Origin of the sequence: Singulisphaera sp. GP187, from assembly GCF_900129635.1 — a bacterium.
Lineage (GTDB): Bacteria > Planctomycetota > Planctomycetia > Isosphaerales > Isosphaeraceae > Singulisphaera.
The window spans coordinates 939,385-958,848 of the sequence record NZ_FSRB01000003.1 but is presented as its reverse complement, the minus strand read 5'-3'; the positions used below and the strand labels follow the sequence as shown (position 1 = coordinate 958,848).

Genomic DNA, 19,464 nt, shown 5'->3' with positions numbered 1-19,464 from the left:
ATTTCGTTTCCTCAGAGTACCCGCGGACGCTGAGCCGCGAACCAGGCCAAGGCGGAGCAGGTTGAAAACCAGAGTGTCAACGTCAACAGGTTGCGCGTCTGGCCCTGCCAGGCCCAACCGGCACCCGGCTGTCGATAGGCAAACGCAGGGATCCTTGCCCAGGTCGACTCCGAGGCCACGTAGTCGGCGTCACCGTTCTTGGCGTGGTCGATCAGGTCTTGGCTTGCCGCGGTCTGGATGAGACGGCGATGCGCCTCGGCCGCCTTGGCGAAGTGATGGTGATGCCGGTTGTCGGTGCCGGCCATCGCCATCGATACCGGTTGCAAGGCCAGCATCGGGAAGAGAATCCCAGGTGCGGAGCGCCAGGCGTCTTGCCGCTCGACCTGGGCTTGAAGCTTGTCGAAGTGGCGGTCGAAGATGCGATAGCCCGCCTCGTCGTCCTCACGGAGAGAGAGTCCGCGAAAGCTCACCGGCAGATCCTCGACACGCTTCACCTGGTATTGCCGGAGCACGCGATCGCGAAACGCGAGGAAACCGGGGTGGTTCTCGTCGTGGCCGAATAGCGACTTCTTGTCGTCGGCAATCGCCGCACGAAAGGCGAGGGTCGTGGAGAGCGGGTCGGCGTTGCGCACCAGGTCGGTCACCCCGCGCGGCACCAGGAAGCTATTGAGCAGCCAAAATATGAGCAAGCCGACCAGGGCCGTTCGCGAGCTGCGGGCTCGAGCCGAGACGGCCAAGGCCAAGGCGAGAAATCCGAGAAGATAAAGCGAATAACCCAGGGCCATGCCAGCAAGTCGTAGGCCACCGCCGCCGACTTCGGCGGCGTGGTCGGAGCCGAACAGAGCCAGGCCCGCGGCGAGTCCCGCGCATGCGATCAGAAGGAGTCCCATCAGGACGCCCGCACTCGCCAGCGCTTTGCCCAGGAGCAGTTGAGCGGGCCGCACGCCCAGGCTCAGCAGTTGGGAAAGGGTTCCTCGTTCCCGCTCTCCCGAGAACGCCGCGAAGCCGAGGAGAATCGCCATCAGCGGCATGACGGTCTGCAAGACGAGCGCCAGGGTCAAGTGCCCCATCCGCGCGGCGAGGGTGCCGTCGCGCGCCGCACGAAACTGCACCTCGTTCTGCTTGTGCGCCTCGAGATACACCGCACTGCCGACATGAGCATCGATTCCCGGTTCGGCCAGGGCGAGCGGACCGACGGGCTTGAAGGCGTACTGGCCGAAGTGGGCCGCGGAATGCGGATTCTTGGCCCCCTGAGCGGTCCAGACCTGCCGGTCGCCCGCCTCGGCCGCCCGATGTTCCCGCTCCAGGCGTCGGGTCTCCAAGAGGCCGAGCGCCAGTGCGGCCAGCATCAAAAGCACCGTCACCCCGGAGAGGACTCGCCACCGCGCGTCACGGCGGAGGTCGAGCCACTCCTTGTGGGCGATCCAGAGGACCGGCCGGATCGAGGGATGGGAGGTGACGGCGGGTTGCGGACGTGGGTGGGGGGCGATCGGTGCGGGGGCGGTGGTCATGCCACCTCCTGAACGCGCGACGCTTCGAGGTAAGCACGTTCGAGCCCGAGATGGTCGGTATCGGCCGTGATCAGAGTGAAGACGAGCTTGCCACGCTGCATAATGCCGACCCGGGTGCCGCACTGTTGAGCCAGGAACAGGTCGTGTGTGACCATCAGCACGGCCATGTCTTGCTGACGCAGACTCTCAATCAGCCGCGCGAACTCGTTGGCGGCAAGGGGATCGAGGCCCGAGGTCGGCTCGTCGAGCAGAAGCGTCTCAGCCTGCTTCGCCAACGCGATGGCAATTCCGACTTTTTGCCGCATCCCCTTGGAGTAACCGGCCACCGGCCGACTCGCCGCGTCCGCGGGCAGACCCGCTCGCACCAGGAGCGATTGAAGCTCTCCCTGACTCCGTCGCACACCGGTGGCCAGGGCACTGAAATAGGCAAGGTTTTCCAGGCCGCTCAGCTTCCCGTAAAGCATCACGTTTTCCGGGATATAGGCCAGCTTGCGGCGAGCGGCCAGCGGGTCGCGGGCACTATCGATCCCGCAAACCAGGGCCTGGCCCGAACTCGGCGCGATGAAGTTGAGAAACAGGTGGACCGTCGTGGTCTTCCCCGCGCCGTTGGGTCCGAGCAAACAAAACACCTCGCCGGGTTTGACGGTCAGGTCCAACCGGTCGAGGGCCAGGGGCCCGTCGTGTTGATACGCTTTCGTTAACGACACGGCTTGCAGCATGATGACTCCTCACGAGAGGCGGCGGGATGGCCGATCGAGCCATCGTCAGCCCACAGGCATTGTCTTGTTTTCGAGATCATCAAGGCATCAGAGAGCATCGGCGCTGATAATCTCGCCGCCGGCCTTCGTGGCCAGGCCGCGCCAGGCCTGGAGATTCACTGAGTCCTTGACGAACCTGACCGATCCATCGCCGAGCAGGACGTTGACGCCGCCGGAGTGCCGGCTGCGAGCGGCCTTCCAGCCATGGTATTGCTGCCTCAGGCAGTCGTAGGTCTTGCTGTTGGGGGCCAAAAAGTGCGTGTAGAGCCCGCGCTGGTAGTCGCCGTGAATCCAGGCCGTGTTCCGTTGAAAATAGAAGTTGGATGATGAGGTGCATTCTGCTTCTGTCAATGGTATGTACACGGGACTGCCACCCGAGACGAGCTTGGCGACCTCCGCCGGGTTCACGGCACCCGCTGGCGTGGTCGACGAGGCGGCCCCACTGCCGATGATGGTCTCGCTCATCAGAGCGGTGTTGCTCGAACCGTCGACGATCTGGGCCAGGGTCGTCGACGAATTGAAGTAGAAGACACCGTCGGGCGTGCCGAACGCCGGGTCGGGAAGGCCGAACCCACCGCTGGCAACGCCCGTGCCGGAGCAGGCCATGTAATTCGCCGACGCATAGGTCGGCAGGACCTGGCCGCGACTCGCGTCGCTGGGGCAGAGAAAAAGGGTCACCACCGTGGAATAGATCGTGGTGTTCTGGGGCGCAAGCACGGACGACGCGTCCTGAATCGCCACGTCGAAGTTCAACGCGTTGTAGACGTTCGTCTGTTCGAGAAACGGGGTCAACTGAGCGAGCGCTGAGTAGCGATAGTGCCCTTGCTTCGTGATATTGGCCACGACGTACGGGTGGTTCGCCGGCAGAACGATCGCCCCAAACGGAAATCGGCTGATCGTATCGTGATAGTTATGGGTGGCGATGCCCAACTGCTTCAGGTTGTTCGTGCACTGCGACCGCCGAGCCGCCTCGCGCGCCGCCTGGACCGCGGGCAGAAGCAACGCAATCAGGACGGCGATGATCGCAATCACGACGAGCAGTTCGATCAGCGTAAACGCGCGGCGCCGTGTCATTGGTCTCTCTCAACAACCGTTGAAAACCGAGGCCTCGATCAGCCCCAGTCCGCGTGATGTTACGAACTGCGAGTTCATAATACCAGAGGGTATTCCCGACGCGAGGAGAAAAGTCCGGGCTCGACCCGTGGGGGCTCGGATGGCTGAAGCTGAAAGTCGCGCGGGTGGAGAGTGGATTGCGGGACACCAGGTCCGAACCCGCCAAGGAGCGGGAGCGACGTGAGAGGATCGCGTTTCTGAGGAAGCGGATCGTCGCGAGCGATGCTCCTCACGAAACGTGCTCAATCCAGCGGAGGATCAGGCCCGGTAACCGTGATCGACGCACAGGCTCCGGCTCTTTTCGGTCTTTGCCCTCGCTAATGCGAAGCCGTCACCAAATCCGGGCCACGACTATATTGCCGCGGTGAACAGCCCATAACCCTCTTGAAGGCTGTGCTGAAGGCGCTCTCGGACTCGTAGCCGAGGGATTGCGCGATGACCGAGAGGGAATCGCCGGAATTCTTCAGCCGATCCCCGGCCAGGAGCATTCGCCAGCGAATCAGGTAGTCGATGGGTGTCGAGCCAACCGTCTTCTTGAATTTCGCGGCGAAGCTCGACCGAGACATCCCGACCAGCTCCGCCAGCTCCTGCAGGGTCCAGGGATGTGCGGGGTCGTCGTGCATGGCGTGGATCGCCACGCTCATCTGCGGGTCCGCCAGCGCAAAGAGCCATCCGACGCTCCCGCTCAGGCCCTCCGCCAGGTGCGCCCGCAGGGCCTGGACCAGCATCAGGTGGGCGAGGTGCTGCAGGACGAGAAAGCTCCCCGGCTGCGGCTCGCGCAGCTCCTGCATCATCCGCTCGATGGACCAACGCAACGCCCGCTTGTCCGCCTCTTTCTTGATGTGGACGATCGGCGGGAGCATCCCCAGGAGGATGCCGGCGTGTTTGCCTTCGAGGCCGAAGTAGCCCCCCACGCCGGAGACGTCTCCTCCCCCATTCCAAACGGCGATGCCACCGTTCAGCGGCCGCGTATACATCGCCCTGAAGTCAACGGGCGGCAAATTCGGGTCACTTGTCAGGCGGAAAGGCCGTCCCAAGGGCAGCAGGAAGCAATCTCCCGTCTTGAGGTGCACCGCCTCGGCAACCCCCTCCACGACAAGCCAGCACTGGCCGGAAACCACCGCGTAGCATTTGATGCCTTCGTGCTGGGGGAACTGGAGCGACCACTCCCCACCCACGTCGAAGCCCCCGCACATGGTGTTTCGTGGTTTCAGGAGCGACAGCACGCCTGAGAGCGGGTCCATGGGATACTCCTGGACGATCGCAAAGAAAGATTGGACTCTCAAGCATAGATCGTCGCAGCTCAAAAGCCTACCTTATCGACCGTGGGACCGAAAGTCGAATCCTAAGGGAGGCTTCCTGATGCGTGTTTTCGTGACCGGCGCCACCGGCTTCATCGGCTCTGCCGTCGTTCAGGATCTCATCAAGGCGGGGCACACGGTGCTCGGCCTCACCCGATCAGACAAGGGGGCCGAGGCGCTCGTCACCGCCGGGGCCGAGGTGCACCGGGGCGATCTCGAGGACCTGGACAGCCTGCGGAGCGGAGCGGCGGCTTCGGAAGGGGTGATCCACCTCGGCTTCATCCACGATTTTTCGCGATTTCAGGAGGTCTGCGAAGCGGACAGGCGAGCCATTGAGGCGATGGGCGATGCACTCGCCGACTCCGACCGCCCTTTCGTCATCACCTCCGGGACGGGGATGGGGACCAAAGCGCCGGGCCAGCCCTCGATCGAAGACCACTTCGATCCCAACCACCGGAACCCTCGTGCCGCCTCCGAATTCGCGGCGGAGGCGGTCGCCGCGCGTGGCGTGAGCGTGTCGGTGGTGCGCCTGCCCCAAGTGCATAACACCGAGAAGCAAGGACTCGTCACCCCTGCGATCGACGTCGCCCGCGAGAAACGCGTCGCGGCATACCTCGGAGACGGCCTCAACCGCTGGCCCGCAGTCCATGTCCTCGACGCCGCCCCCGTCTACAGGCTGGCCCTCGAGAAGGGAGCGACCCGGGCGAGGTATCACGCGGTTGCCGAGGAGGGCGTGACGGCCAAAGCGATCGCGGAAGCCATCGGGCGGGGCTTGAAGATCCCGGTCGTCTCCCTGTCGCCCGAGGAGGTTGCCGGTCATTTCGGCTGGATGGGGTTGTTCGCCGGGATGGACATGCCGGCGTCAAGCGCCCTGACGCAAGAGCGGCTCGGATGGCACCCGATGCAGAAGGCCGGGATGATCGAAGACCTCGACCACATGGACTGGTCCCGGGCCTGAGAGCTGCCAGTTGGGAAGTCGCTGAAGGGCGACTTGCGGCCTAAGGCGAGATCGCGCCGAAGCGCAGTCCGTCGATGAGCAGCTCGACCATGCGCCGGGCATGGTCGGGCCCGACATCGTGGCCGGGCGTGCAGAGGCTGGCGATCGCCCGCAGCACGTCGTAGGGCTCGATGCCTCCCCGCACCTTGCCCGCGGCAGCCGCGGCATCGAGCAAGGACTGGAACGCGGGGAGGAGCCGCTCCTGGAAGTAGGCCGGCAAGGCGCTATAGGCCGGGTCGCCCGAGTGCAGAGCTACCGCGAGCCCGCGTTTCGCGGAGATGAAGTCGACGTAGCGACGGATCCATCGGGCCAGCGCCTCGCCGGGCTCGTGCACGTGCTCGGCGGCCAGGGCCTCGGCGGCGACGGCGCAGGCGTCGACCTCGCGGCGGAAAACGCCCACGATCAGGTCCGAACGCTGCGGGAAATGGCGGTAGATCGTCCCGATGCCGACGCCCGCCTTCTCGGCGATCGCTCGCACCGGGGCATCCACGCCCGAGGCAAGGAACACCGCCTTGGCCGCCTCGAGCAACGCGTCGATGTTGCGCAGGGCGTCGGCGCGCACGCGTCGATTCGTCCGACCGCGTGTCGCCGACCCATCGCCTGGTTCTGCTTGCTTGCCGCTCACCATGGCCCCCTCTTGACAAACGGAACAATGTTCCGGATATTAACGGAACACAGTTCCGCCTACGCTTCCGTTTTAGCACAGCGAGGCGGTGTTGGCCACACTTCGGCTCCAGGGGACACGGCCATGCAATATCGCACGCTCGGGAAGACCGGCATCAAAGTCAGCCCCTACTGCCTGGGAGCAATGATGTTCGGCAAGATCGGCAACCCCGATCACGACGACTGCGTCTGGATCATCCACAAGGCATTGGACGCCGGTATCAACTTCATTGACACCGCCGATGCCTACAGCAAGGGGGAGTCCGAGGTGGTTGTCGGCAAGGCGATCAAGGGCCGTCGCGACGGCATCGTACTGGCCACCAAGGCCCATCATCCGATGGGCGACGACCCGAACATGCGGGGCAATTCGCGCCGCTGGCTGACGCGAGCCGTCGAGGACTCGTTGCGTCGTCTCGGCACCGACCACATCGACCTCTACCAGATTCACCGCCCCTCGCCGGAAACCGACATTGAGGAGACTCTCTCGGCCCTGACCGACCTGATGCGTGCCGGCAAGGTGCGCGCGATCGGATCCTCAACCTTCCCGGTCTCGGAGATCGTCGAGGCGCAGTGGGTCGCGGAGCGGCGCGGGCTGGCGCGCTTCCGCACCGAGCAGCCGCCCTATTCGATCCTCGACCGCGGGATCGAGCGCGAGGTGCTCCCCGCCTGCGAGCGCTACGGGATGGGGGCGATGGTCTGGAGTCCGCTGGCCAAGGGCATGCTCACCGGCCGGTATCGCAAGGGGCACGAGACGCCGGACGGCGTGCGCGCCCGGTATTTCCCCCGGCAGATGGCCGACGAACGCAAGCTCGACGCGGTCGAGCGGCTCCTCCCGCTGGCGGAGGAGGTGGGGCTGTCGCTCACGCACATGGCGATGGCGTTCGTGATGGCCCACCCCGGCGTGACGTCGGCGATCCTCGGGCCTCGCACGATGGAGCACCTCGACGACCTGCTCGCCGGCGCCAATGCCCGCCTCGGCGACGACGTCCTCGACCGGATCGACCAGATCGTCCCGCCCGGGACCGACGTCGGGATGGATGAGGCGAAGTACAACCCGCCGGCGATCGCGCGGGCGGAGCTGCGCCGCCGCCCGATCGCCGACCGCGCGGCGACGTGATCGGGGCGTTATCCATCATCCCATCCCATCCCATCCCATCCCATCCCATCTCATCTGCTCTTATCAGGAGACGAACATGCAGGATGAACCCGTCGCCCTGGTCACCGGGGCCAACCAAGGGATCGGCCTCCAGATCGCCAAGGATCTCGCGGCGCACGGCTTCACCGTGCTCGTCGGGTCTCGGAGCCTCGAGCGTGGGGAGGCGGCCGCGAATACCATCGAAGGAGACGCCCACGCGATCCAGCTCGACGTGACGGATCCGGCGTCGATCGCCGCCGCGGCGGAGCGCATCCGCAACGAGTTCGGCCGCCTCGACGTGCTCGTCAACAACGCGGCCATCTCGAATACGCGACTGCAGCCGGGCGAGTCCATCGAGGACTATTCCAAGTCGACCCGCCCGAGCGTCGTGTCGCTCGATGAAGTGCGCGCGGTGTTCGAGACCAACGTGTTCGGCGTCGTCGCCGTCACCCAGGCGATGCTGCCGCTCCTGCGCGAGGCGCCGGCGGCCCGCATCGTCAACGTGTCGAGCGGCGCCGGCTCGCTGACGATGAATGCGGACCCGGCCTTCCCCTGGCGCTCGATCTTCGGCCCCGTCTACCCCGCGTCCAAGACGGCCCTCAACGCGATGACGCTCGCGATGGCGATCGAGCTGGAGCCGACCGGGATCAAGGTCAACGCCGCGTCGCCGGGCTACACCAAGACGAACCTCAACAACTACACGGGCACGGATAACGTCGAGGAGGGCGCCCGCGAGGCGGTGCGCTTGGCGCTGCTCGGCCCGGACGGGCCGACGGGTACGTTCTCGCACGCGACACTCGGAAAACTCCCGTGGTGACGGTCCTTCGCGGTCAGCACGGCTCCTGATGTTCCCGCTCGGGGAGATGGGGGCGGGCGATGCCGCCCCCATCTCCCCGCTCAAACCCGCTCGGCCAACCTGTCTGTACGGAGGCGAAGCCGGAGAAAATGGGACGACCACTCGCGCAGACCCTTCCGGTACGCCCATCTTTCGCGTCGTAACTCCCGAACCCGGGCGATGATAGGCCGACGCCGCCCCTCAGCATCCCCGGGGCGACGAATCACGCCAACTGCGGTAGAATTCCCCCCATGAAAATCGCCACCTACAACGTTAACAGCATCAACGCCCGCCTGCCGGTGCTGCTCCACTGGCTCGCGTCCTCAAAGCCCGACGTCGCCTGCCTGCAGGAGCTGAAGGCGGCCGACGAGAAGTTCCCGGTCGAAGCCATACGCGAGGCGGGCTACGAGGCGGTCTGGCACGGCCAGAAAGCATGGAACGGCGTCGCCATTCTCGCCCGGGGCGAGAAGCCCGAGGAGACAAGGCGAGGCCTGCCCGGCGACCTGGACGACACCCACAGCCGGTACATCGAGGCCATCGTGGGCGGCGTGACGGTCGGCTGTCTCTACCTGCCCAACGGCAACCCGGCCCCGGGCCCGAAATTCGAGTACAAACTGAAGTGGTTCGAGCGGTTCACCACCCACGCCGCGGGCCTGCTCAAGCAGGGCAGCCCCGTCGTCCTCGCGGGCGACTATAACGTCATCCCCACCGAGCGGGACGTGTATCAGCCCGAGCGCTGGGTGGACGATGCCCTGTTCCTGCCCGAGACCCGCGAGGCCTACCGGCGGCTGCTCGCCCAGGGCTGGACGGATGCGCTCCGGCACCTGCACCCGGACGAGACGATCTACACCTTCTGGGACTACATGCGGGGCGCGTTCTCCCGCAACGCCGGCCTGCGGATCGATCACCTGCTCCTGAGCCCGGAACTCGCTCCCCGGCTCAAGGCGGCGGGCGTGGATAAGGACGTGCGGGCCATGGAAAAGACGAGCGACCACGCACCGACCTGGATTGAATTGGGGAGATGAGTTCTCCCCGAGAGAGCGGCAAGGCGACGGTCCACGAAAAAGAAGGAGCTGACGACATGAAGAAGAGCCAGTCGAAGGGAGCCGAGACTCCATCTGAGCCGACCGAGGATCGGGGCGACTGGAGGGGCGCGATGCTCTCCCGGCTCCGCGCCCTGATCATGGAGGCGGACCCCGAGATGACCGAGGAGCGGAAATGGAAGAAGCCGTCGAATCCGGCGGGGGTTCCTACCTGGTCGCACAACGGGCTGGTCTGCACCGGCGAGACCTACAAGAACGCCGTGAAGATGACCTTCGCCAAGGGGGCCTCCCTGGCGGACCCTTCCGGCCTCTTCAACTCCAGCCTCGAAGGCAACGCACGGCGCGCGATCGATTTCCATGAGGGCGACAAGTTGGACGAGGAGGCCCTGAGAGCCCTCATTCGGGCCGCCGTGGCCTTGAACATGTCTTCATCTCGCGGCTAGGCGGCATGGACCATCCGCGATTTCGAGATCTGTGATTCTCGGGGAGGGGGCACGCCGATCTTCCATCTGGCCCGGTCGGGAGGGTGCAGATCGGTATCGTGGTGCGCGACCTCGACGCGACGATCCGGAGGTACGTCGACGACTTCGGGATCGGCCCGTGGGCGGTCCACCAATTCAAGCCCGGCGACATCAAGGACTGGCGCGAATATGGCCAGCCGGCCGAGCCATTGCCCTGCCCATCTGGCAGTTCCAAAGCTTTGGCGCCTGGCTCACGCTCCTGCTTTTGTCCCTCGCCGGAATCTTCGTCGGCATCGGCCTGTGGATCCAGACCTTCCTCTGGCATGGCCTCGTCGGCTTCGTCCTCGACGTCGTCTACCAGGTCGGCCGCGTGAGCGCGGCGAACGACCTGGCACGCTGGGGCGTGATGCTCTCCCTGGGCATTCTCCTGGTCCTCTTCGTGGCTCTTAACGAGAAGAAGCGGATCGTGTCGACCATGAGGCAGTACTACGACCGGGCGAGGCAATGGGAGTGATCTTGAGGGGGCCAGGAGCCGCGACGGCCACCCAGGCCGATCCCGTTGCTTTGAATTAAGAAATTTTGGGATGGATAATGAGTCGTTCTCGCAGTAATTACTCGGCCACCGCAAACGGATTCAAATTTTGCACGGATGTGAATGTCGAAGCCGTGACGTTAGAACGGGAATTAACGGGTTTGGAGTGCGTCCAATTCGAGTCAGGGAGGGACGATGTCCGATTCTTCGGATCTGAAGTTCTGGCGATGCAAATGGCTTTTGGTGTTCTCGCTGAATCTGATCGTGCCGCTCATTTGGGGATGGCCGTTTACGGACAAGAGCGGTCGACTTGGGATGGGCATAGCAATCTTCCTGGCATGGCTCTGGCCCATGTTTGTGGGCGAAAAGAGTCAACGTTTTCTGTTCGCGATGGTGGTTGGCGGAGGGTTTGTGGCCGCGCTCCAGATCTGTCCAGTCATTCAGATGGTGGCCGGAATGGTCGGCATCACCGTCACGGAATCACTGGAACTGGCTGTCCAATCTCGAAGGCTAACGAAACCCAATGGCGAGCTGGCTGGTTTCCTCACGACGGCGATAACCGGCAGTGTCTTGCAGGCCGTCGCATTGGTTTTCGGTGCAATCGCCTACTTGCTTACCGGCCGATACCCGGGGTGGCCTTCAGTCCAAGATCCGAAGAAAATCGAGCCGTGCCTGCGTCCCCAAGCCGGTATGTTCGATCCGGAGTTGGACGTAGAGTGAGGTTGACGCCGGTCTGGTCCGTGGCATTTGGCCTGTAATCCACCCGAACGAGAATTGTTCTCATCCGGATGGTCGACCGCGAGGCGTTCCAGGCGGAAGTTCCCATCGACGGATCGCCCTGCATAGATCCACCGTCCGTCGGCAGAGAAAGCCGGTAGTACCGGCAAGCACCCCTCCGCGAGCTTGCGCCCGGTCGAGGTCAGGACCCTCGGCCCCTGGCCCGAGGATGCCGCTTCGACCGGCATCAGCCAGAGCTCCCAATCCGCTTGTCCGTGACTACGGGCCAGGAAGGCCAGCAGGGGCGTGCCGTCGCGACTCACCCCCACGTTGGGTAGCCGCTCTTCATCCCAAGGCGAGGTCGGTCCCACGCCTTTCGGGACGATCGCGCGCTCGGCCGCGATGATCGATTCGCCATCGGGGCTCAATTGCAGCCACCAGAGGTGGAGGTCGAGTTCCGGCCGAGACCGGACCGATCGGGGGAGCAGTGAGACGAGGAGCCGTCCACCCAGTGCCGGCACGCTCGACCAGCACGGATCCTGTTGCCAACTCACGCCCGCCTCCGGCGGATCGGTTTGCCAACGCACCGCCCGTGGCGGCGCGGGCTCCGACTTCCGGGTTGTCGAGGAGCCGTCGAGGTAGAAGCCGGCCGTCACCCCCTGTGAATAAGACCCGGTCGCTACGGTCGGGGGACCAGCAAGGTCGCCCCCAAATGGGGATCTCGAGATCGACACGTTCGACGGACGAACTCGCCGGAAAGGTCGAACGCGCCAGCCCGAACGCTCGGGTAAGTCCTCCACTCCTGTCACTGTCGAAGTCACGCCAGCGGCCCGCCATGTGGTATCGACCGTCGCCGTCACGCCAGGGTGAGCAACTGAGGTCCTCGAACCCCTGTTCGCCGTTGGCCGAGTCGAGTGAGATCAGACCGGTCTCCGTGTCGAGGAGACGAGGGGTGTCAGGATGGTCGGAGAACCAACTGGCTCTGATCCCGAGATACCGCGGGTGGGCCGGGTACCGGGGCGAGCGATCGGGCCCCGACACCTCCGTCGATCGGCCGAGGACGATGGCGACGACCACGATTCCGGCCACGAACCAGAGGAATGGGAAGTGGCGAGGAACGGGGGCAAACAACACGCTTTTCTAGGGGGGATCGGATCGGAGAATCGCTCATCGTCGATGTCCCACGCGGGCGAATTGGCTCACGAGGTGCTCGAGCCAAGGCTCCGACGTCTCCGTCGGCGCGCAGTCCAACCCCACACGGTCGTGGCCCGCCGAGTTGAGTCGAGCTTGGGCCCGACGATTCCTGCATCCGTACGCCCGCACCGCCGTTTCAGTTCACGGCCTTGATTCAGAATTTCGATTTTTCCGAGTGACTGTGGGGGCGGGGGATGTCGACGCGCCGCTCTGGGAATTCGCCGGGGCGGCTTGGGTAATGGAGGAATGCGCGGTTAACTTCCAGAGACTGACGAGGCTCTTGTCGTCGGCGAAAGAGCCTGAGGAGTGTCGCCACGATGTCGGCCATGGCCGCAACCGCTTTCTCCGTCACGTCGGTCCGGGACTTAAGGGTGCGGCCGTGGGTACGGGTATGGGAACGGGGAGGACGGATACGAGGGAGACGGTGGAGCGTATTCGAACCGCCACGAGCCGCCGAGAGGACTACTGAAGACGCTTCGGCCGGTCGACCGCACCGGGTTCGGGTTATAGCCAGAGATCGACGGGTGCATCAATCTTTCGTAGTCGGTGGGTGGCCGCGTGGGTTCGTTGGTGAGCGCCCGGAGGAAGGTTGATTCGACCTTTTGTTTCTCCTGGGCGATTGCCGTCATCAGGGCGGCTCGCTCGTCTGTTCCGGGCTCGTGCCCGGTGGGGATGTCTTTTATATATGCGGCATAGTCGGGGAACCGCGCCTTGATGACGTCGAGCCAGCGGCTGACCGCTTGGTGGTCATACTGCCCTTTGCCGAGGTCATAGACCTGGTATTGGAACGTCGGAGTAGGCCGAGTTCGGTCGTACAAGAAGGCGACTTTGTACCCCGACCGCGGCGCCGGCTCTCCCGGCGTTGAGGCGACTCCCTGTGCCAACGCGAGTGAGGTCACCACTCCCTGGGTGATGAGAAGGCCAACCGTCGTGATTCGCAGCATGGCTCTGCCTTTCCCAAATTCAGGATTTCCACGTGTCCCATTATGTGGATTTTACACGCCCCTGAATCCAGGGGGATACGGGCTGCCGGCTCCTTGTCTGAAGTCCATCAAAAGGAGGAGGAGCCGTGTGTCGAACCTTTCCCGCCTCGACTTTGAGGAGAAATCGTCCGAAGCGTCGCGTTGCTCAGCCACCTTTGCCGGGTCTTCCTGGTCCCCATGCTCGCCCACGCACTCAGTGTCGATAGATGGCCAGAACGATCTCCATGGCGATGAGCAGAATCACGATGATTTCCAGGGTTTCCATCCGGCTCACGCCCGATTGCTGGACGAGCAAATCATAGACGTCACCCACAGTGTCGAGCTTGCGACGGATCGACTGTTGCCACTCGCGCAAGTGGAAGCGGGTGGAGGCGAGTTCGAAGACACGCGAGAGGTACTGGTCGCCGATCAGCTTGAGTGCGTTGTCGGCCCGCTCGAACAGGCTGGTGGCTTCGATTTCGAGCTCGCGGACGTTGCGCATCGCCGAGCCATGCATGCGCCAGGAAGGGGGCGACCAACGCCGGTCGTGGCCGGTTCCGATCAGTTTGTAGGCGGCCTCAAGGCGATCGTCGAGCCGGTCGTCGATATGGCGAAACTCGAGGAGCTGAACGTTGGCGAACTCGATGACTTGCAACGTGTCTGCGCAGTCGCGGTCGGCGACGAACCCGGCCGCCCAGTCGAGCGTGACGAGGTCGGTCGGCGTATACGACAGGCTCAGCCGATTCGCTTCGGCCACTTCCGACTTGCTGAGGCCGTCCGGTTCGAGTCGGACGAGACCCGCGACCCATGCCGTGTGGCTGGCGATCCAATCCGGGTCGACGTTGTTCACTTGGAAGATGATATATTCCTCGCTGAGCGCGCTCACCTCCAGGCCGGTGACGGCCGGGTAGAGCCGGTCGATCAACGGGGTGACGACCCGCCGGGCCGCCTCGTTCAAGGGGGTGGGATCGGCTAGATCGCCCGCCAATTGGAGGATCTCCTCAGGCGACATTCGCGCGGGGAATTGCACCGTCAGCGAGAGGGCCCCGAAGTCGAACACGGACAGCTCGGCGCGGGGCGGTTGAATCGTTTTTCTCCCGCCGGGCAAAACGATATCGCCGGGGTCGATCGCCAGCCGCAACGGGGCGGGTCGATAGCGGATCGATTCCGGGGTCCGCCTCCGCCGGGCAAGGAGGCCGGCCTCGCCCGGCAAGAGTGCCTGAGCGGTTTCGAGGTCGATCTCATAGCCGATATCAAAGGCAAAGGCCAGGTGGATCGTGATGTCGAGTAATTCCATGAAATCCCATGACGTGCCTAGATAATGTTTTTTGATGGCTCGTCTCGAAAGCCATCGTCCAGGATGAGACAGCTTCGCGCTTTGACGATCAGGTGGAGGTGGGAACCAGGGGCAAGGGCCAACGCGGTGACCGCCGGCGCAACCACGCTCACGATCCAGGAGATCGCCTCGGTTTGCACGAGTACCTCGGCCTCGGAACCGTGCGTCACGATGCGATCGACCGTCCCGGGGATCACGTTGCGCGCGCTCAGCCCTTCGATCGGACCCTTGGCGAGCAAGATCTCATCACCGCGGACCTCCACCGCCAGGCTGGTTCCCGGGGGGCGATCGTGAAACGGGACGACCAGAATCGGGCCGTCGATCAAGCGGAGCCGGGTTTCCCCCCGGTCCTCGGCGTGGGACTCGACTCGCCCTCGGAAGAGATTGCGGACCCCCTCGAACCATGTCGATGCCCCTCGACCGGCAGCCGCCAGCACGTCGAGCGGCGGGCCGCGATCGATGATCCGCCCGTTCGCGAGCAGAAAGAGCCGCGACCCCAAGGCAATCGCCTCGGCGGTGCTGTGCGTGACGTAGAGGATCGGGATCGCTTCGGCTTGCTGGACGGTTCGAAGCCGTTCAATCAAAGTGTGACGACTCGTAATGTCAAGCGCCGAGACGGGCTCGTCGCAGAGCAAGAGCCGCGGACGAGGAGCCAGGGCCCGCGCCAGGCCGACCCGCTGTCGCTCGCCGCCGGAGAGAGTCGCCGGCTGGCGCTCGAGGAGTTGGCTGACACCGCAGAAGGCTGCGACCTCCTCCATCCGCGCCTTTGCCCGCATTCGTGGCTCGCCCTTCAGGCCGAACTGGATGTTGGCCGCGACGTTGAGGTGGGGGAACAGGAGGTCGTCCTGAAAAATCATCCCGATCCGGCGCTCGCGCAACGGGAGATTGAGCCCTGATCGATCATCATAGAGTACCGTGTCGCCCAGTTGGATGCGACCGCGGTCGGGGCGCTCCAGGCCGGCGATCAGGCGAAGCAAGGTCGTCTTGCCCGCACCGGAGGAGCCGAACACGACGCCGCACTCGCGGTTCAAGTCGAGCTCCACGTCGAGCGTCAGGTCGGCATGAATCCGGCGAGTGAGCCGGAGTGTGAGGGCGTCGGTTGCGCTCAACGCCGTCGCTCCGGCGAGGGGAGCGTCCATTGGACGAGTACGAGCGATGCGATCGAGATCGCTGAGACACAGAGAGTCAGGCGCGCGGCTCGCGCGGCATGAGCCGCGTCGGGAATTTGGACGGCGTCGTAGATCGCCAGCGACGCCGTCTGGGTGAGACCGGGGATGTCACCGGCCACCATCAAGGTGGCGCCGAAGTCGCCCAGGGCCCGGGCGAACGCAAGCACGGCCCCGGCCGCCAGGCCCCGCCAGGCCAAGGGCAGCGTTACCGAAGTGAAGACGGATAGCTCGCGGCGGCCGAGCAGTCGGGCCGCATCCTCGAGCGCGGGGTCGACCCCCTCGAAGGCCCCCCGCGCGGGGAGCAAGAAGAGCGGGAACGCGGCGACCGCCGAGGCGATCACGGCCCCCGACCAATGAAACACGATCGTCACCCCCCAGGTCCGCTCGAGCCAGGCCCCGAGCCAGACGCGGCGGCCGAGGAGCTGAAGCAGGTAATAGCCGAGGACCGTCGGCGGCATCACGAGCGGCAAAACCAGGAATCCGGCAACCAACCCCTTCCCGAAAAACCGGCCTCGCGCCAAGACCAGCGCGATCGGAACCCCGAGCGCAACGATCGCGGCCGTGGCCAGTGTCGCCACGCGCAGTGAGAGCCAGAGCGGGGTCATCTCGTCAGGGCTCACGGTCTCGGGGGATGGGCGCGGCCCACCGTTTCGAAGACCGTCGAGATCAGGGAAATTCCAAGGGTGGGCCGTGCCCACCCTGCAAGAAAATTCGGATCCATGGCTTCTCTTGGGTGATGGGGATGATGCTTCACTTGATCACATTTGATGAAATTTTGCTATGATTGTGTTCGCGGTCTCATTCAGAGGGAGCCGGTGCGTGGGCAAACCCGGCGTCGTTCAGGATCGATTGGCCCTCGTCGCTCAGGACGAAGTCGGCGAAAGCGCCGGCATCTTTGGCACGCTTGGTTCGAGACAGCACGCCCAGGGCCTGGATGATCGGGTCATAGAGCTTTGGCTCAATTTCCACGATGCGGACCTTGGGCAAGTTCGCAAGGGCTCGGCCGACCAGCCCCCCTTCGGCGTTCCCCGACTCGACGAACTGGAGGGCCTGACGAACCGACTCGGCCGGGACGATCTTGGGCTCGAGTTTGGACCAGAGGCCCGACCGCTCGAGCGCTTGCTTGCCGGCCGTCCCGTACGGGGCGGTCTCGGGGTTGGCCAACGCGATTTTCTTGATCTCGGGCTTTTCCAGGTCCGCGAGACTGGCGATCGCCCCCCCGGATTCGCGGTGGACCGCCAGCACGAGCGTTCCTCGCGCATACGGGTGGACGGAATCTGGTTGAACCAACCCGCCGGCGGCGAGTTTCTGGACGAACGCTTGGTTGGCGGCGAGGTAGACGTCGAACGGTGCGCCTGCCTTGATTTGCTCGGCCAGCAGGCCCGACGAGCCGAACGTCAAGGTGAGCTCGACCTTCGTCCGATCGGTGAACCGCTTGGCGAGGACCGGGAGCACGGTCTGGAGGTCGCTGGCGGCGGCGATCCGCAACGGTTCGAGGGGCCCCCCCTGCTCCGGCCCCTGCTTCTGCCCCTTTGGCTCGGACGGTGAACCACAGCCAACGCAAGTCAGCACGATCGCCAGGCCAACGATCCACGGCGAGCCGGATTCGCGGCGGGGCATGGTAGCACTGTCCTCTATAATGGGCCATTCGGGTCGGCGGTCCAGGCCATTGCGGACCTCATGCCGATTGGACGATCATCGTAGGACCCCGATGGTCCCGCCGTCAACTCGCCTGCGATTGCGGTGCGGGGGTGGAATCGGTTAAGACGGAATGGTCCCCCAGGGAGGACCGAAGTCGTCTCAGGAGCTTAGATTACACGATGAAGACCGAGCAGTTTCTCCGTCACCATGGGATCGACGGCAACCCGTTCAGCGAAGAAGACGCGCAAACCGACACCGTTTTCAAGCGGCGCTGCATGGCGACGATCCACCATCCGGCCTGGGACAAATTCTTCGGCAGTCCGGCCGACCCGTCGACGGCTCTCGTCTTCGGTGAAAAGGGAAGCGGTAAGACGGCGCTTCGGCTTCAAGCGACCGCCGAGATGGAAACGTACAATCAGCAAAACCCCGACGGTCGCGTCTTCGTCATTTCCTACGACGATTTCAACCCTTACCTCGACCACTTCAAGTCGGCCGTCCGCGCCAAGGACACTGCGCAGGCGCTGACGCGCTGGCGGCTTCAGGACCACATGGACGCGATCCTCGCCCAGGGGGTGACCCAACTCGTCGACGCCCTGACGGCGAACCGGGTGGACCTCTCGGCCCTGAGCCTCGACCAGCGTCGCGACCTGCTGCTCCTGGCCGCGTTTTATGACCAGTCGACGGGTGAGCCGATCGAACGACGCTGGAGCCGACTCCGCCGGCGTTCGGGCTTTCGCCCGTTGTGGAGCCGCCGCGACTTGCAGATCGGGTTCGGCACGACCTTGCTGGTGATCGGTCTGATCGCGATGTTCCCGGCGATGCGGGCCATGACGGTCCTGCCCTGGTTGCTGGTCCCGATCGTGCTGGGCTGGCTCTACTGGGGCTGGCGAATCGCCCGCGCGGAATGGTTCGCGAGCGATATCCGCAAGGGCCTCCGCGTGCTCAGCCGCGACCCCGCCGCGTTGCGTTGGGAACTGCTCTGGTTCAAGCCGAGCGAGCTCAGCGGTCAGCCCATGCCCACGGCCGCGGGGACCGGCGGCGAAGAACGCTATGAGTTGCTCCGCAAGTTTCAGGGAGTCCTGAAAACGCTGGGCTACTCCGGGATTGTCGTCCTGATCGATCGGGTGGACGAGCCGCAGCAGGTTGAGGGCGACCCGCGCAAGATGCGGGCCCTGATCTGGCCGCTCCTGGACCACAAGTTCCTCCGCCATCCCGGACTGGGGGTCAAGCTGCTCCTGCCGATTGAGCTGGCCTACTATCTCGAGAAGGAAGACAAGGAGTTCTACGACCGGGCCCGTCCCGACAAGTTGAACCTGGTCAAACCGTTGCGCTGGACCGGCCCCTCGCTCTACGACCTGGCCGGCGACCGCCTTCGCGCCTGCGCCATCGGTTCGGCCACGGGTGCGGCGACCAACGGCGAAGGGCCGAGGCTTCGCCAGTTGATCGATGAGGCGATCAGCGACGATACGCTCAAAGACTCGCTCGGCAACCTGCGGACCCCGCGCCAACTGTTCAAGTTTCTCCATCGCCTGGTGCAAGAGCACTGCCACCGCCACACCGAGGATGCCCCCAAGTGGTCGGTGGACGCGGACACCTTTCGGACAACCTATTCCGCCCACCTTCGTGAACTCGATGCCTTTGACCGCGGCTATGGCCATGGCTGAGTAAGGCGGCGTGAGTCAGACAGGCAAAGCCCGACCAGGGGCCGGATCCCTCGACATCGTTCGAGTGCGATCCGGCCCCTTCTTTTTTTTCTTGGGCGAGTGCCGCGGTATTGGCACCGTCCCGCTGCGACGCTCCCAGTCGGCCCGGACCAGATTACGTGTCGCTCATTTTCAGCCCCAACGGGGCGGCCCAAGTAAGCCCAGGGCAACGCCCTGGGGACTCGGCCACCAAGGTTCCCAAGCCCTGCAGGGGCGGCCTAACGGGTTACCCCAACCAGGCCGATCATCGCAGATCCATCGTCCGGATTATGTCGCCCTTGTAGGATTATCAGGGCAGGATGTATTGATTCTACGGGGCGTTGCCCCGGGCTTCCCTGGGCCGCCCCTTTGGGGCTAATACCGGCGGCAGCGTGCGCAACGCTTTCGCAAACC

General features: G+C 64.6%; 19 protein-coding genes. 8 read left to right on the top strand and 11 right to left on the bottom strand.

Features of this window, described 5'->3' with window-relative positions; genetic code table 11:
* Positions 1 to 11: 11 nt before the first annotated feature.
* The 4 genes from BUS42_RS39875 to BUS42_RS39860 all read right to left on the bottom strand — a co-directional run bounded on the left by BUS42_RS39875 (position 12) and on the right by BUS42_RS39860 (position 4,626).
* Positions 12 to 1,511, bottom strand: coding sequence for an ABC transporter permease (locus tag BUS42_RS39875; RefSeq protein WP_083671333.1), 1,500 nt, complete (start codon positions 1,509 to 1,511; stop codon positions 12 to 14).
* Entirely contained in the window at positions 1,508 to 2,230 is a 723-nt protein-coding gene (locus BUS42_RS39870; protein ID WP_074317169.1) for an ABC transporter ATP-binding protein, read from the bottom strand. The genes BUS42_RS39875 and BUS42_RS39870 overlap by 4 nt, the downstream gene beginning before the upstream one ends.
* A gap of 87 nt (positions 2,231 to 2,317) precedes the next feature.
* Positions 2,318 to 3,343 carry a DUF1559 domain-containing protein gene (locus BUS42_RS39865; protein ID WP_074317167.1) on the bottom strand — a complete coding sequence of 342 codons (1,026 nt, stop codon included), beginning with the start codon at positions 3,341 to 3,343 and terminating at the stop codon, positions 2,318 to 2,320.
* Positions 3,344 to 3,699: 356 nt separating this feature from the next.
* Positions 3,700 to 4,626 (bottom strand): AraC family transcriptional regulator, encoded by a 927-nt coding sequence (locus tag BUS42_RS39860; protein ID WP_074317164.1) that lies wholly within the window; start codon positions 4,624 to 4,626, stop codon positions 3,700 to 3,702.
* Between the two features lie 118 nt (positions 4,627 to 4,744).
* On the opposite strand from BUS42_RS39860, the gene BUS42_RS39855 reads away from it, so the two are divergent.
* Positions 4,745 to 5,641, top strand: a complete 897-nt coding sequence (locus BUS42_RS39855; protein WP_074317162.1) for an SDR family oxidoreductase — start codon at positions 4,745 to 4,747, stop codon at positions 5,639 to 5,641.
* 40 nt (positions 5,642 to 5,681) lie between these two features.
* Here the strand turns inward: BUS42_RS39855 and BUS42_RS39850 are convergent, their stop codons facing one another.
* Positions 5,682 to 6,308, bottom strand: a complete 627-nt coding sequence (locus tag BUS42_RS39850) for a TetR/AcrR family transcriptional regulator (protein WP_074317160.1) — start codon at positions 6,306 to 6,308, stop codon at positions 5,682 to 5,684.
* A 120-nt stretch (positions 6,309 to 6,428) separates the two neighbouring features.
* Here BUS42_RS39850 and BUS42_RS39845 point away from each other — a divergent pair, with 120 nt between their 5' ends.
* The 6 genes from BUS42_RS39845 (at position 6,429) to BUS42_RS39820 (ending at position 11,069) form a co-directional block, all read left to right on the top strand.
* Positions 6,429 to 7,460 carry an aldo/keto reductase gene (locus tag BUS42_RS39845; RefSeq protein ID WP_074317158.1) on the top strand — a complete coding sequence of 344 codons (1,032 nt, stop codon included), beginning with the start codon at positions 6,429 to 6,431 and terminating at the stop codon, positions 7,458 to 7,460.
* 76 nt (positions 7,461 to 7,536) lie between these two features.
* A complete protein-coding gene (locus BUS42_RS39840; RefSeq protein ID WP_074317156.1) occupies positions 7,537 to 8,295 on the top strand; it encodes an SDR family oxidoreductase in 759 nt (252 codons plus the stop codon).
* Positions 8,296 to 8,564: 269 nt separating this feature from the next.
* Positions 8,565 to 9,338 (top strand): exodeoxyribonuclease III, encoded by a 774-nt coding sequence (gene xth / locus BUS42_RS39835; protein WP_074317154.1) that lies wholly within the window; start codon positions 8,565 to 8,567, stop codon positions 9,336 to 9,338.
* Between the two features lie 56 nt (positions 9,339 to 9,394).
* Positions 9,395 to 9,799, top strand: a complete 405-nt coding sequence (locus tag BUS42_RS39830; protein WP_074317581.1) for a DUF1801 domain-containing protein — start codon at positions 9,395 to 9,397, stop codon at positions 9,797 to 9,799.
* A gap of 157 nt (positions 9,800 to 9,956) precedes the next feature.
* Entirely contained in the window at positions 9,957 to 10,331 is a 375-nt protein-coding gene (locus BUS42_RS45835) for a hypothetical protein (protein ID WP_083671330.1), read from the top strand.
* Between the two features lie 213 nt (positions 10,332 to 10,544).
* Positions 10,545 to 11,069, top strand: a complete 525-nt coding sequence (locus BUS42_RS39820; protein ID WP_074317150.1) for a hypothetical protein — start codon at positions 10,545 to 10,547, stop codon at positions 11,067 to 11,069.
* A 342-nt stretch (positions 11,070 to 11,411) separates the two neighbouring features.
* Here BUS42_RS39820 and BUS42_RS39815 read toward each other — a convergent pair whose 3' ends face one another.
* From BUS42_RS39815 to modA, 6 genes are all read right to left on the bottom strand, one after another.
* Positions 11,412 to 12,197, bottom strand: a complete 786-nt coding sequence (locus BUS42_RS39815; protein ID WP_074317148.1) for a hypothetical protein — start codon at positions 12,195 to 12,197, stop codon at positions 11,412 to 11,414.
* A 428-nt stretch (positions 12,198 to 12,625) separates the two neighbouring features.
* Positions 12,626 to 13,204 (bottom strand): hypothetical protein, encoded by a 579-nt coding sequence (locus tag BUS42_RS39810; RefSeq protein WP_074317146.1) that lies wholly within the window; start codon positions 13,202 to 13,204, stop codon positions 12,626 to 12,628.
* 232 nt (positions 13,205 to 13,436) lie between these two features.
* Entirely contained in the window at positions 13,437 to 14,519 is a 1,083-nt protein-coding gene (locus BUS42_RS39805) for an RMD1 family protein (protein ID WP_074317144.1), read from the bottom strand.
* 17 nt (positions 14,520 to 14,536) lie between these two features.
* Complete coding sequence (locus BUS42_RS39800; RefSeq protein ID WP_159452354.1) at positions 14,537 to 15,667, bottom strand: molybdenum ABC transporter ATP-binding protein; 1,131 nt, start codon at positions 15,665 to 15,667, stop codon at positions 14,537 to 14,539.
* Positions 15,664 to 16,332, bottom strand: a complete 669-nt coding sequence (gene modB, locus BUS42_RS39795) for a molybdate ABC transporter permease subunit (RefSeq protein ID WP_074317141.1) — start codon at positions 16,330 to 16,332, stop codon at positions 15,664 to 15,666. The genes BUS42_RS39800 and modB overlap by 4 nt, the downstream gene beginning before the upstream one ends.
* A 193-nt stretch (positions 16,333 to 16,525) precedes the next feature.
* On the bottom strand, positions 16,526 to 17,347 hold the full coding sequence (gene modA / locus BUS42_RS39790; RefSeq protein ID WP_074317139.1) for a molybdate ABC transporter substrate-binding protein: 822 nt from the start codon (positions 17,345 to 17,347) through the stop codon (positions 16,526 to 16,528).
* Between the two features lie 200 nt (positions 17,348 to 17,547).
* On the opposite strand from modA, the gene BUS42_RS39785 reads away from it, so the two are divergent.
* Positions 17,548 to 19,032 (top strand): hypothetical protein, encoded by a 1,485-nt coding sequence (locus BUS42_RS39785; RefSeq protein WP_074317137.1) that lies wholly within the window; start codon positions 17,548 to 17,550, stop codon positions 19,030 to 19,032.
* The last annotated feature ends 432 nt before the right edge of the window (positions 19,033 to 19,464 follow it).